6 protein-coding genes are annotated in these 15,153 nt (G+C 42.2%); 5 read left to right on the top strand and 1 reads right to left on the bottom strand.

Annotated elements, in window-relative coordinates:
- Nucleotides 1-356 precede the first annotated feature (356 nt).
- The gene (locus IPM47_16690; protein QQS28475.1) at nucleotides 357-725 is read right to left on the bottom strand and encodes a hypothetical protein; all 369 of its coding nucleotides are present in this window, start codon (nucleotides 723-725) and stop codon (nucleotides 357-359) included.
- A gap of 336 nt (nucleotides 726-1,061) precedes the next feature.
- Here IPM47_16690 and IPM47_16695 point away from each other — a divergent pair, with 336 nt between their 5' ends.
- From IPM47_16695 to IPM47_16715, 5 genes are all read left to right on the top strand, one after another.
- The gene (locus IPM47_16695; GenBank protein QQS28476.1) at nucleotides 1,062-1,688 is read left to right on the top strand and encodes a fibronectin type III domain-containing protein; all 627 of its coding nucleotides are present in this window, start codon (nucleotides 1,062-1,064) and stop codon (nucleotides 1,686-1,688) included.
- Nucleotides 1,689-3,473: 1,785 nt separating this feature from the next.
- Nucleotides 3,474-3,887: a GxxExxY protein gene (locus IPM47_16700; GenBank protein QQS28477.1), complete on the top strand. Its 414-nt coding sequence runs from the start codon at nucleotides 3,474-3,476 to the stop codon at nucleotides 3,885-3,887.
- A 501-nt stretch (nucleotides 3,888-4,388) separates the two neighbouring features.
- Nucleotides 4,389-6,665 (top strand): hypothetical protein, encoded by a 2,277-nt coding sequence (locus IPM47_16705; protein QQS28478.1) that lies wholly within the window; start codon nucleotides 4,389-4,391, stop codon nucleotides 6,663-6,665.
- Nucleotides 6,666-6,925: 260 nt separating this feature from the next.
- Complete coding sequence (locus IPM47_16710) at nucleotides 6,926-14,497, top strand: gliding motility-associated C-terminal domain-containing protein (protein QQS28479.1); 7,572 nt, start codon at nucleotides 6,926-6,928, stop codon at nucleotides 14,495-14,497.
- Nucleotides 14,498-14,672: 175 nt separating this feature from the next.
- Complete coding sequence (locus IPM47_16715; GenBank protein ID QQS28480.1) at nucleotides 14,673-15,116, top strand: molybdenum cofactor biosynthesis protein MoaE; 444 nt, start codon at nucleotides 14,673-14,675, stop codon at nucleotides 15,114-15,116.
- Nucleotides 15,117-15,153: the final 37 nt, after the last annotated feature.

Here is a 15,153-nt window from a genome sequence, read left to right on the forward strand (position 1 = left end):
ACAGAACAAAAACCAGAATATCATGGCCGGCACTTTTTCCCAAATCTATATCCAATTAAGTTTTTGCCGTAAAAAGAAGAGAAAATCTATTGCAAAAACCAAGGAGCGATGCTGTATCTAAATATATGACCGGCATAATTACGGGTAAAAACCAAAAATTCTTAGACGGAAAATTTTCATGGCAAGAGGGTTACGGTGTGTTTTCTGATACTCATTCTCAAATTGAGAACGCATATCAATACATTGCTAATCAAGAAAAATGCCACCGTAAAATTACCATCTGAAATGAATATATCAAATTCTGAATAGAATTTAACATTGAATACAACGAAAAACATTTATTTGACCGGATTATATCATTGTTTCGTCATCCCTTCGGGATTTATTGGTTCGATTCCTGCTTTAAAACTTAGAAAATTGCCGGCTTCCCCACTAAAAAAGTCGCAATGCCCATCTTTCACCTTTCCATGACCATCTTTGACCTTTCCATGCTCATCTTTCATCTTTCCATGCCCATCTTTCACCTTTCCATGCCCATCTCTGACCTTTCCTTGCTCATCTCTGACCTTTCCTTGCCCATTTCTGACCTTTCCATGCCCATCTTTGACCTTTCCATGCCCATATCTGACCTTTCCATGCCCATCTTTGACCTTTCCATGCCCATATCTGACCTTTCCATGCCCATCTTTGACCTTTCCATGCCCATCTTTGCTTTTTTCGGGCAAAATGCCAATATATTTATCATTCTATTTGAAATATGCGCACACAATTTAATTGATTAGTCCCATAAAATTAAGGAAAAGTTGAGCAGAGTGTTAATCTTTGTTAATTTTTTTAAAAAATCTGCTAAATTATTTGGCTTTTTGAAACCCTTGTATTAACTTTACACTCAGATACAGGATGATGACCCGGTACTTTAAAATTATCCGTTTTTCGGAAGACCTGTTCCAAAAGCATGGAACGTCCCCTTTAACTTGAGTTTCCGGCAATAGAATTTTATATCTGCTCAAAAAGTTTAGTTAACTTAATTTACTAACCTCTAAAAAAAATTTTTTTCTATTATGACTAAATACAGAATCAGTATTGATTTCAACAATCTCACAGATTTGGAAGTACTTTTCCGAACTAATGAGGTAATTTCCGGCCTGACTGCCAACCCCGACTTCCCGACACCCGACCCCACAGTTGTAGTTTTAACCGGTTTACGCGACGATTTCAGCAATGCCATGTTAGCTGCTGCAAACGGGGGAACAACTTTGAACACTGTAAAAAACGAAAAAAGAACAGTTTTGATTGCCGGTTTGCAAAGAGAAGCTCAATATGTTGAGTACTACGGATTAAATTCTGAAACTATCCTGTTAAGTTCCGGTTTTGAAGTTTACAGCAGCGTAAAAACGACTGCTCCTGCATCGGTTTCACCGACTATTGATAAAGTAACTGACGCTGCCCTCAGCGGAAGTTTGATTTTGCGAACCAATTCTGTTAAACATGCCATCGTTTACGAATTGAGATACACCGAAGATGAATACGGACCTACTGCCCGTTGGAACTATTTAGTCGTTCAAACTAAAAGCAAATTTGTAGTATCCGGACTTACCCCCGGTAATAACTACTGGTTTCAGGCTCGAACCATCAGCACCAAAGGCCCCAGTGAATGGTCTGACCCGTTTATCTTCATGCCCCGATAACTGACAATAGGTTTAACTGAACTTTTTTAATCCCTTGCCCCAAAACGGTAGGGGATTTTTTTTGGGATTCTTTTCTATATTAATATTAGTTTGGTTATTTAACCTCAAAAAATATACCTTTGTCCATGTATGAAAAAGCCTTATTTATATACAAGATTAATTCTAAAACGAAAATGACATTTTTAGAAGCCCAAATGTAATCAAAGCAGACATATTGGTAATAACAGATGGTTTTTATAATTTCAGATGTAATTTTTATTATTCTTTAAGTTGAGATTTGCTGATTAAAACGGTAAAAACATAAATAAAAACACCTTTGAAAAAGTGGATTAATTTTTGTCGGAAAAGTCATTGTTTGCAATGATTAAAGAAATATTCAAAATTCATTTTGAAAAAGAAAAGGGAATATTAGAACTGGCGGTATTAAATTCAACCACATAGGCAAATAGAAAATATGTTTGCAATTTATCTGAATGTGTATAGCAAAAAACCTATGTTCCTATGTGGTTTGTAAAGATTTTTACCACATAGGCACATAGAAAAGAAGTTTCTCTTCATCTGAATGTGTATAGCAAAAAAACCTATGTTCCTATGTGGTTTTTCAAGATTTTTACTACATAGGAACATAGAAAAGAAGTTTCTCTTTATCTGAATGTGTATAGCAAAAAAACCTATGTTCCTATGTGGTTTTTCAAGATTTTTACTACATAGGAACATAGAAAAGAAGTTTCTCTTTATCTGAATGTGTATAGCAAAAAAACCTATGTTCCTATGTGGTTTTTCAAGATTTTTACTACATAGGAACATAGAAAAGAAGTTTCTCTTTATCTGATTGTGTATAGCAAAAAACCTATGTTCCTATATGGTTTTTAAAGATTTTTACTATATTGGTAAATAGAAAATATGTTTGCATTTCATCTGAATGTGTATAGCAAAAAACCTATGTTTTTATGTGGTTTTTCAAGATTTTAACTACATAGGCACATAGATAAAATGTTTGTATTTCATCTGAATGTGTATAGCAAAAAACCTGTGTTCCTATGTGGTTTGTAAAGATTTTTAAATACATTGGCAAATAGAAAATATGTTTGCATTTCATCTGAATGTGTATAGCAAAAAACCTATGTTCCTATGTGGTTTTTCAAGATTTTTAAATACATTGGCAAATAGAAAATATGTTTGCATTTCATCTGAATGTGTATAGCAAAAAACCTATGTTCCTATGTGGTTTTTCAAGATTTTTACTATATTGGTAAATAGAAAATATGTTTGCATTTCATCTGAATGTGTATAGCAAAAAACCTATGTTCCTATGTGGTTTGTAAAGATTTTTAACTACATTGGTAAATAGAAAATATGTTTGCATTTCATCTGAATGTGTATAGCAAAAAACCTATGTTCCTATGTGGTTTTTCAAGATTTTTACTATATTGGTAAATAGAAAATATGTTTGCATTTCATCTGAATGTGTATAGCAAAAAACCTATGTTCCTATGTGGTTTGTAAAGATTTTTACCACATAGGCACATAGAAAAGAAGTTTCTCTTCATCTGAATGTGTATAGCAAAAAACCTATGTTCCTATGTGGTTTGTAAAGATTTTTACTACATAGGAACATAGAAAAGAAGTTTCTCTTTATCTGAAAGTGTATAGCAAAAAGCCTATGTTCCTATGTGGTTTTTCAAGATTTTTAACTACATTGGCAAATAGAAAATATGTTTGCATTTCATCTGAATGTGTATTGCAAAAAGCCTATGTTTCAATGAGGTCAGTAAAACAAAAAGTATGATAACAAAAAAATACCTTGACGAACTAACTTATGAGATAATCGGAAGTGCTATCGAAGTCCATAAGGCAATGGGAACTGGTTTATTAGAAAGTGTATATCATCTATGTATGAAAGAAGAATTAATGTATAGAAAAATAAATTTTCAAACAGAGATGAAAATCCCTGTAATTTACAAGCAAAAAAACCTGGATATTGATTTTAGGTGTGATTTATTTGTGGAAAACTGTATCGTAGTGGAATTAAAAGCGGTTACAGAAATAATTCCTATACACGAAGCACAACTGCTGACCTATATGAAACTATTGAAATGCCCCAAAGGCATATTAATTAATTTCAATTGTTCCAATATATTCAAAGATGGGCAAAAAACATTTGTGAACGAGTATTTTGCTAAACTTCCCAGCTTCTAATATCAAACCATATAGAAACAAAGAAAAAACCTATGTGCCTATGTGGTTTAAATAAATTAAAAGAACTTAAAGCCAGTGTAGCGGTTAAATCTAATGTATTTATATAACCCCCTATATAGCCCCCCTAAAATACCACCAGTGGCAAGTTTGTACATCCTGATATATTTGATAAAAACACAGACGGAAAAATACAACTCAAAAAAGTTTGTAGTCTTTCCGGTAAATTTGATTTTGGCTGAATAAGTAGTTTCTCAACCCCACCCCTACTCTGCTGCGATAACCTTTTTGGTTCAATCTTCTTTAAATTGCTTATCTTGCGCTGAATTTAAAGGCCATTTCTGAAATCCGGTGAATCGGTGTGCAGTTTTGAATCAGCAAGCAAGTTTACCTCCTGTTCTGTTAAAAATTGAGTGGGGGGAAGCCTTAAATCCGTTCAAAATGAACAATATTTTTCAGAAAAACGCTGTTTTTGAGTAGTTAAATTTAAAATTATCTAATAAAATGCGTTTAGTTTTACCCATTTTCGTCTGTATATTTGCTTTTTACAGTCTGCAAATTTCAGCACAATGCCCCAATAACAATATCTTAGCGGGCGACTTGACCCCGTTGACCACCGGGAATACCCAGCAAGCCAACTGTGCTCATGCCGGAGAATATTTTACGGTTCAGGTTTGTTCGGGGACAAGCTATACCTTTAGCACCTGTGGTGATAATGACTTTGATACACAGCTTACACTCTATACCCCCGGTGGAGTAACGGCTTTGGCATTTAACGACGACGGAGGTTGTGGGCTTCAAAGTCAAATTATCTGGACTTCTACATTTACCGGAACGGTTTGGATATTATTAGACCAATATTTTTGTGAAAGTATTTCAACTGCCTGTATGACCTTGCGGGTAACCCAAAACACCGCCTGTACCGATTTCCCTCCCTGTAACGGGCTTTGCCCTCCCGGAGGCACTCCTCCGGTTGAAGACGATTGTTTTACAGCAATAAACCTTGGACAGATGCCATTTCCGGCAGTTTGCGTTGGAACAAGCGGAGGATTGGGCACACCGGTAACCTTTAATTTGACCAATGTATGTGCTTCTCCGGCTACGCCTTATAATTTTATGTCGAATTGCGCCGATGGTACTGACATGGCTGCACCGGCGTTGGATGTTTGGTATCAGGTAACTTTGACTGCTTCACAATTAATCGTTACGCTTGAAGCGGGTATGGATGTACCCTCTTTGGGTTTATGGCGCGATGTGGGATTGGGATGTGGCGGTTTACAGCCGGCAGGATGTACGACAGGTTCGGCAGGTTATGCTACCGAAACTTTTGGCCCATTATTGCCCGGTGTTTATTATCTGCAAATCAGCGGGGGAGATTTGGGCGACCAATGCGATTTTCTGTTAACTTTACAAAACAACAATTCCTGTGCCGATTGTCTGGTAGGTCAAAGTCTTACGGTAGATCCGCTGCCGGTTGACGGCGTATATGCTCCGGGAACTTTGGTTACTTTTTGTTATACAGTGAATGACTATAACGATGCTGCAGCAATTAACTGGCTGCATGGCATTGTTCCTGTTTTTGGCCCCGGTTGGGATATGAGCACCTTATTGCCACAAGCCCCTCCTACAGATTGCGGAACAGGTCAGGGATTTGGAGTGTGGTCGTGGTATAATTTCCCGATTACCGGACAAAACGGTAGTTCAGCACAAACGACCTCCATCGGTCCGGGCTTTTTTCATGAGTCTAATTTTGGATGTCCTGGAGCTTGTAATCCTGCTAATCCGGGCGATAACTGGGGAGACAATTTAGGTATATTTGGATGTGTTTTAACATTCTGCTGGAGAATAGCCACTATGCCTGCCGGAGCTGCCTGTGTTGACGAAGCAAGTTTAAATGTTTATGTAGAAACCTATTCCGATTCTGAAACGGGAAGTTGGACCTTGCCCGGGTGTGTGAACGACCCCGATATTGACTTTTTTGCTACTCTCAATTGTTGTGATGTCAATGGAACTGTAACCAATAACGGACCGCTTTGTATTGGACAAACTCTGCAATTAGGGGTAAATGTAACCACTCCCGGCACCACGATAACTTACGAATGGAGCGGCCCGGACGGTTTTACTGCCACTACTGCAGCCCCTACCCTGCCGAATATACAGCTCAATAACGCCGGCTATTACAGCGTGATTGTTACCGTGGATGGATGTATTTCAATTCCTTTGTTTACATTGGTTCAACTGCATCTACAAGCCGATATGACTGCCGGAAACAGCGGAGCAGTCTGCCCGGGAGGAAATATTACTTTATCAGCAAGCAGTACTGCGGTTAATATTACCGGCTATCAATGGACCGGGCCAAACGGATTCAGTTCAAATCAGCAAAATCCGGTATTAAATAGTGTAGGAGCAGCGCAAGCCGGCACTTATACTGTTATAGCTACTGATGCCAACGGATGCAGTTCTGCAGCCGCTACCACTGATATTACTTTGTTGCCGGTGCCCAATCTGACAGCAGGCAATACCGGCCCGGTATGTTCGGGCAGCAATATCTCCCTGACTGCTTCCACAACTTCCCCGGGAGTCGCTACTTATACCTGGAGCGGGCCGAATAGTTTTACTTCCAATGTTCAGAATCCTGCAATCAATGGAATAACCATAGCAGAAGCAGGTGTTTATACCGTTACCATCAGTATAGCCGGTTGTAACAATACCGCCAGCACTACTGTTACCATTAACCCTGCCCCCAATATAACGGCATCCAATAACGCCCTGCCTGTTTAGGAGGGTCTGTTGATTTATCGGCAAGTACAACGACTCCCGGAACTGCCACCTATTCATGGAGTGGTCCAAACGGATTTACTTCTACACAACAAAATCCGGTAGTCACTCCAATCACTGCTGCTTCAGCAGGAACCTATTCTGTTACAGTTACTGTAAATGGATGTAGTTCTGCCCCGGCAACAACCACCGTTGCGATAGGTTCACCACCAAATGCAACAGCAACAAATGACGGTCCCGATTGTGCCGGGAATGATATAACCTTGTCGGCAAGTACAACCACACCGGGCGTAGCAACTTATCAATGGAGCGGGCCAAACGGATTTACCTCCACTGCTCAAAATCCGGTTCTCAGCGGAATAACTGCGGCTATGGCCGGTGACTATACCGTTACCATTACAATAGGGGGATGTAGTTCTGCTCCGGCAACGACGACTGTTGTTATAAATCCTGCACCAAATGCAACTGCAAGCAATAATGGGCCGGTTTGTCCGGGTGGGAATGTCAACTTAACTGCTTCCACCACTACACCGGGTATTGCCACCTACCAATGGACCGGGCCAAATGGATTTACTTCTACAACCGCCAACCCCACTATAAATGGAATCAGCGCTGCGCAGTTAGGCACATATACTGTCATTATCACGGTAAATGGCTGCGCCTCTTTGCCTGCCACGACAGATATTGTTCAACAAAGCCCTCCTTTAGCCACAGCATCCAATAACGGTCCTGCCTGTTTAGGTGGAAGTATTACACTAAACGGAAGCACAACAACACCCGGAGCAGCTACCTATAACTGGTCGGGACCAAACGGTTTCAGTTCTACCCAACAAAATCCGGTCATCAATCCGGCAACTGCGGCTGTTGCAGGAGTTTATTCTGTTACAGTAACCATCGGAGGTTGTGCTTCTTTGCCCGCTACGACCAATGTTGTTGTTAATACCCTTCCAACTGCAACAGCCGGCAATAATGGCCCGGTATGTGCAGGAGCAGCTTTAAATTTAACCGGTTCGACCTCTACCTCTGGCACCACGATTACTTATGCCTGGAGCGGACCCAACAGTTTTAGTTCAACACAGCAAAATCCGGTCATCAATCCGGCTTCAGCCGCAAATGCCGGCACTTATACTTTAATTGTAACGGTGGACGGTTGCGCTTCTAATCCTGTTACAACTGATGTGGTTATAACTCCATCACCCAACCTGACAGCCGGCAACAATGGGCCGGCCTGTATCGGGCAACCCATTACTTTATCAGCTACAACAACTACACCCGGAACTGCAACCTACAATTGGTCCGGGCCAAACGGGTTTACTTCAACTCAACAAAATCCGATGCTGGCAGGTGTAACAGCAACCACTGCCGGAGCATATTCCGTAACAGTTACCATTAATGGTTGCTCTTCGCTTCCAGCTACCACGAATGTAGTGGTTACCCCTCAACCCAATGCAACAGCAACCAATTCAGGAGCCTGCTCAGGGGGGATGCTGACATTAAACGGGGCTACCACCACGCCGGGAACAAGTATCGGGTACTCATGGACAGGACCTAACGGATTTACTTCGGCGGTTCAAAATCCGGTGATCAATCCGGTAACTGCCGCAAATGCTGGAGTCTATACCCTGATTATTACGGTAGATGGTTGTCCGTCTTTAGCCGTTACAACTACTGTTATCGTCAATAATGGGCCCGTAGCAACGGTTGCTCTTACAGCTACTATATGTAATACTATTGCAGCGGGTTCATCGTTAGACTTCAATAGTCTGATTACCGGAGGTGATTTCGGAGGTATCTGGACAGATGTTTCCGGTTCCGGTGCATCGGGCACCTTGCCCTTTTTAAATTTCAATGGAGCAGTACCCGGAAACTATACTTTCAGCTATACCACCAACAGTGCTATTCCGCCCTGTACAGAAACGACTTATTTTACTACGGTTGTAGTAGAGGATTGCACCTGCCCAAGCGTTGCCATTGCAGTTCCATCTCCCTTATGTAATGATTCGGGAATTTTAGATTTATTGACCCTGCAAATTACGGCTGAACCCGGTACCTGGGCAGTTACAGGCACTCCTCCCGGAGTAAGTCCGGCAGCAATAACAGGAAACATACTTGATGCGGTAAATGCCGATCCCGGTACTTATCAAATTACATTTACCTTAAACACGCCTCCACCGGCAGGATGTCCGGCATTTTCGACGCAAAATTTAATCGTGAGTGATGCGGTTTTTGCCGGCTCAAACAACCTGATTAATGTTTGTAATAATGACCCTGCTCCTTTGGATTTAAACACCCTCCTGATAGGTGCGGATTCAGGTGGAACCTGGCAACTGGCAGGATTTAGTCCTGTTCCAAACCCCGGTTCTTTTAATGCTGCAACCGGTGTTTTGTTTTTAACCGGGCAAACAGCAGGCACTTATACCTTCAATTATACCCTGACCACTTCAGCCCCATGTACCAATAGTATAGCAAGTATTGCAGTGGTAGTGAGCAATCAGCCTGTTGCCAATGTAATGACCCCACCCTTGGTTTGTAATACTGCGTCCGGAGGCTCTACGCTGAACCTGAACACGCTTTTACCGGTTGGAACTTCAGCAGGTGTTTGGACAGATAATCTGGGAGTAACGGTGTCTAATCCCAATCTTAATTTTGACGGATTTGCTCCGGGAGGTTATGCTTATACTTATACAACGACTACGGCTGTTGCTCCTTGTACGAATATTTCATCCAATATTACCGTTACGGTAGAAGATTGTGCATGTCCAAGTGTTGCCCTCAATCCCCCTCCTGCTTTATGTAACAGCACCGGCAGTTTGGATTTAACAACCATTCAGGTAACAACCCAACCTGGTTCATGGACGATTACTTCAATTCCTCCCGGTGCGACCAATCCGGCAAGTATCACAGGAACAGTATTTAATGCGGCAGGAGCAACACCCGGTACCTACCAAATCACCTTTACCCTATCCACTGTCCCTGCTGCCGGATGCCCACCTTCGTCCACTCAAAACATATTTGTAGCGGCAGCCCCCAATTCCGGTACAGGAGGTACTACAACGGTCTGTAATACACAGTTAACACCGGTTGTTTTAAGCGATTTGCTTACAGGTGCAAGCGGAGGGGGTGCATGGTCTTTAACTTCAGGAACAGCCCAACCCGGTTCTTTCAATGCCGCTACCGGACAGTTTAATCCAAATGGACATACTCCCGTAACGCTTACATTTACCTATACCCTAACAGGCAATCCGCCCTGTGCAAATGCAACTACTTCTGTTACTGTAACAGTCGGTAATGCGCCAAATGCAGGCACCTCGGGAACGCTGGATGTATGTAATACTCAAACTACCCCGATAATTTTAACAGATATTCTTACTGGTGAGGATACTGGAGGAACCTGGACATTGAGTTCCGGAGTAGCTGCACCCGGTTCCTTTAATGCCGCTGCCGGTACGTTTAATCCCGATTCTCATCCATTAACAACTTTAGTGTTTACTTATACGGTTCCGGCAGCAGGTGCCTGTGCTGCAGCTACTTCCACAGCAACCGTAAATGTTTTTGATGCGCCATCAACAGGAACCGCCGCCAACCTTCAGGTTTGCAACAATCAACCGGCTTTGATCAACTTGTTCGCTCAATTGACCGGAGAAGACACGGGAGGCAACTGGACTATTACCGGAGGCACTCCCGATGCCGGTGCGTTTGACCCTGCCTCAGGTTCTTTTGCGCCTAATAACCATACTCCGGGATTGTATAGTTTCACTTATTCTATTGCTGCTTCAGGGCTTTGCCCGGCATCAAGTTCCGAAGTTCAGGTTGAGGTATTCGCACAACCTTCTGCAACAGTTACTCCTAATGCCAATGTTTGCAATTTAAGTGCAGACGGATCTATTCTCAATCTTGATGCCTTAGTAACTGCCGGCAATACTACCGGTAATTGGGTAGAAACTTCAGGAAGCGGGGTTAGTTTAGCCAATACTTCGGCGGTTGATTTTAATGGCATTGGAGCAGGTACTTATACCTTTACTTATAACCTGCCGGCAACCGCACCATGTACCAATCCTGCTTACCTTGTTAGTGTTTTGGTTCAGGATTGCAGTTGTCCGAGTGTGGCATTCAACCAACCACCTGATATTTGTAATGACCTGGGTACAATAGACCTCAGTACCCTCCTGATAACAACACAACCAGGTACCTGGAGTATTACTTCTGTTCCTGCCGGAAGCACCAACCCCGCATTTTTGGTAGGCAGTACCTTCGCAGGATTTGGAGCGGATGCCGGAGCATATACTATCACTTATACACTGACCACAGCACCTCCTGCCGGATGTCTGCCTTCAGCAAGTGCAAATTTATTGGTAGTAAATGCAGTAAGTGCCGGAACAGCAACGGATTTACAAGTTTGTAACAATTCAACAACTATTATTGATTTGAACAGTCTTTTAACCGGAGAATCAACGGGAGGCGTTTGGTCGGTTGTTTCAGGTTTACCGGATGCAGGCTCATTTAATGCGGCTGCTGCCACCTTTAATCCGGATGGTCATACAGCGGGTGACCTTACTTTTGCATATACTGTTACAGCAGCAGCACCATGTGCTGACGATGTAGAAACTGTAACTGTCAGCATTTCAGATGCAGTCAGTGCCGGAGTTGGCGGAAGTTTAGGGTTGTGCAACAATACTCCCACCATACTTGACTTATTCGGATTATTAGGCGGAGCATCTACCGGAGGCACCTGGGCAAACACATCGGGTGTTGCAGATGCAGGGGCATTTGACCCGATTGCAGGAACTTTTGACCCTAACGGTCATTCCGCAGGGATATTTACTTTTACCTATACCGTAAGTGGAGCAGCACCTTGTGTTGATGACAGTGAAGATATCGTCATTACAATTAACACTGCATTAAATGCCGGAACCGATATAAGTATAGATGTCTGTAACGATGCTGGTTCTGCAGTTAATTTATTCACACAGTTAACAGGTGCTGATCTGGGTGGAACCTGGTCGCTCGCAGTAGGAAGCCCAAACACTCCTGGTGGAACATCTTTTAATGCAATTGCCGGAACATTTAATCCGGCAGGTCAGACGGCAGGAGCATATATTTTTACTTATACCCAACCTGCCGTTGGCGACTGCAACGCTGTTTCTGCCGATGTTACTGTAAATGTCAGTACTTCTGTTTCTTCAACACTTGTTGCCGGTGATGATATCTGCAATGCCTCGGCTGATGGTTCTGTACTTAACTTTTCGAATTTTATTTTGTCAGGAAACACTACCGGAACATGGACAGATACAGACGGATCAGGAGTGAATTTAACCGACCCAACCTCTGTTGATTTTAACGGAGTTGCCCCTTCTACCTATACTTTTACATATACCATAGGAGGTAGTGGCGGTTGTCTCCCTGTTTCATATACCGTTGAAATAGTCGTCGAAGACTGCGCCTGCCCAAGTGTGGCTACTACCCCACCAACAGCCTTATGCAACTCTGCGGCAATTCTAAATTTATCAACACTGCAAATTACTACACAACCGGGAACCTGGAGCATAACGACTATTCCTGCCGGAGCAACCAATCCGGCAACATTGACAGGAACTAACTTTGATGCTACAGGATCAACTCCCGGTACTTATACAGTTAATTTTACACTTGATACTCCTCCTCCGGCAGGCTGTCCCACCTCATCTTCACAAAATATTGTAGTTAATGCTGCGGTAATTGTTGGCTCTGACAATAGCCTTGATGTTTGTAATGATACGGCCGCCCCTGTTGATTTGAACAGTCTTTTAGCCGGTGCAAATCCCGGAGGAGTTTGGTCTGTACTGTCGGGCAGCCCGAATGTTGGAACTGTTAACTTAGCCGCCGGAACATTTAATACAAATGGACATCCGGCAGGGACTTTCCAGTTTCAATATACCATCACCGGTACAGGCACGGGTTTCTGTGCCACCGATGCAGCTACTATAACCGTAAACATATCAGCAGCTCAACAGGCAGTTATCACCTCTACGGCTAATATTTGTAATCTCAGTGCAGACGGGTCAATTTTAGATTTCACTTCATTGATAACTTCAGGGATTACAACCGGAACCTGGTCAGATACCGGAGGTTCAGGAGTAAATTTAACCAACCTCGCAGCTGTTGATTTTAACGGTATTGCATCAGGAGACTATGTCTTTACCTATACCTTAAATGCAACAGCCCCTTGTTCTGATTTTACAGGTACTGTAACCATAACTGTTGAAGATTGCAGTTGCCCAAGTGTCGCAACCTTAGCACCTGCTGACCTTTGTAATGATAACGCAACCCTTGACTTGTCAACCCTGCAAGTTACAACCGAAGCAGGAACCTGGAGTTTGACCGGATTACCCGTAGGTTCTAATCCTGCAACTTTGACGGGAACAATTTTTAATGCTACCGGCTTTGATGCAGGAGATTATGAATTGACATTTACACTCAATACCGCCCCACCGGTAGGTTGTCCATCAACATCCGTTGAAACGTTGACTGTTCAAGATGCACCTGAGGCAGGTTCCGGCGGAGCTCAGACCGTTTGCAACAGCACAGGCAATGATGTTAACTTAGCAGATTTGCTGACAGGTGCTGATTTAGCAGGAACTTGGGCGGTACAGTCAGGTAGCCCGCAAGGAGGTTCGTTTAATGCCGTTGCAGGTACTTTTAACCCGGATTCTCAGACACCCGGAATTTATGAGTTTTCATATACCGTAAATGGTACGGCTCCATGTGTAAACAGTATTGCAACGGTTACAATCACTGTAGAAGATTGCAATTGTATTACCCCTCCCACCCCAAGTATTGTTGCCGGTGATATCAATATTTGTGCCGGCGATATAAACAGTACCGCTTTTGAAGTAACCACAGCACCTAATACCATCGTAAACTGGTATGATGCTGCAGTAGGCGGTAACTTGTTGGGAACGGGCTTGACATTTACTCCCACGACTGCAGGCCAATACTTTGCAGAAGCAGTAAACAATCCGGATGATGGATGTCAGAGTGTAAGGATAGAGTTTTTACTGATCGAAAATCCCGTGCCTGTTGCGGCTTATTTAGCTCCGGCAAATGCTTGTTTGGGTCTTGACAATAGCATTACATTTAACGGAACTGCAGGTCCAAGCGCAATTTATGAATGGGATTTTGGAAGCGCAGGAACCCAAACAGGTTCTGGTCCGTTGTCAGTCGTTTGGAATGTTCCCGGAAATGAATCAATTTCTCTGGTAGTTACAGAAAATGGTTGCACACATCAGGTTAGTACAAGTGTTTATGTTTCTGGTGTAACTGCAACCGCAACTGCCGACCCATTAACAGCCTTAGCCGGAACAACAATTAACCTGACTGCGACCGGAACAAACTCCGGTGGTGAAGATTTGACGTACTCATGGTCTTCTAATTCCGGAACCTTAAGTTGTACAGATTGTCCTAATCCAACAACAAACATGGAAAGCAATACAACATATACGGTAACCATCACAAACGAATTTGGCTGTTTCGGTATCGCCTCTGTCAATACCGTACTGTTACTTCCACCTGAAATTGAAAATGCAGTTTTAATTCCAAATGCTTTTTCTCCGAATGAAGATGCAGTTAACGACATATTTCGTTTAGCCGGTATTAATGTTGAAGAATTTGAACTCAGGGTTTATAACCGGTTTGGTGAAGAAGTATTTTTCATAACTTCAACAAACTTGTCTGAAGGATGGGACGGAACATTCAGAGGTAAACAACAAGAGATTGGAACCTATGCATACAAGGCCCTGGTCAGATTTATGGATGGTGAAGAAAAAATCATGAAAGGCAATGTAACTTTAATCAGGTAAAAATTAGGGGCAATCCAGATGGTTGCCCCTAATTTTTTCATTCTTATTAAAAAGTCCAATTTTTCTGAGGGAACAAGAAAAAATCCCGGGTTAATCTGTTTTTTTAAAAACTTAAGAGGTTTGCAAATTCCGGACTTATAGATTTTTACCATTAGTTAACTTAACTTTTTGCTTCATGAGCGAAAAAAAAATTAAAAAGGCTTTTATAGAAGGTCCTATTTCCCCGTCTTTTATTGGTGATTCAATTGAAAAACACAGTTCGAAAAAAGAGATTGGCGCACATAGTATTTTTTTAGGGCAAGTCAGAAATGATATCATAGAAGGAAAATCAGTTGCAGGTATTGAATATACCGCTTATCCTGAAATGGCAGAGGAAAAGTTTCATGAAATCAGAGAAGATGCCTTTAAAAGCTTTCAGTTAACCTGCTTACATATTTATCACAGTCTCGGAATAGTAGCCGCGGGAGAAATCAGCCTGTTTGTTTTCACCTCTTCCACGCATCGCAAATCTGCAATTGAAGCTTGTTCTTACATAGTTGATCGCATTAAACAGGAAGTGCCTATTTGGGGAAAAGAACTTTTTCACGACCATAGTTATATCTGGAAAAAAAACTCCTGATTATAACTTTGCCATTTCTCGTTTTATAAAATCACAC

The sequence above is a fragment of the Sphingobacteriales bacterium genome, assembly GCA_016700115.1.
Classification (GTDB): domain Bacteria; phylum Bacteroidota; class Bacteroidia; order Chitinophagales; family UBA2359; genus UBA2359.

Coding starts and splice junctions, on each gene's coding strand:
- IPM47_16715 (QQS28480.1), top strand. CDS start 14,673: ATGAGCGAAAAAAAAATTAAAAAGGCTTTTATAGAAGGTCCTATTTCC.
- IPM47_16695 (QQS28476.1), top strand. CDS start 1,062: ATGACTAAATACAGAATCAGTATTGATTTCAACAATCTCACAGATTTG.
- IPM47_16700 (QQS28477.1), top strand. CDS start 3,474: ATGATAACAAAAAAATACCTTGACGAACTAACTTATGAGATAATCGGA.
- IPM47_16705 (QQS28478.1), top strand. CDS start 4,389: ATGCGTTTAGTTTTACCCATTTTCGTCTGTATATTTGCTTTTTACAGT.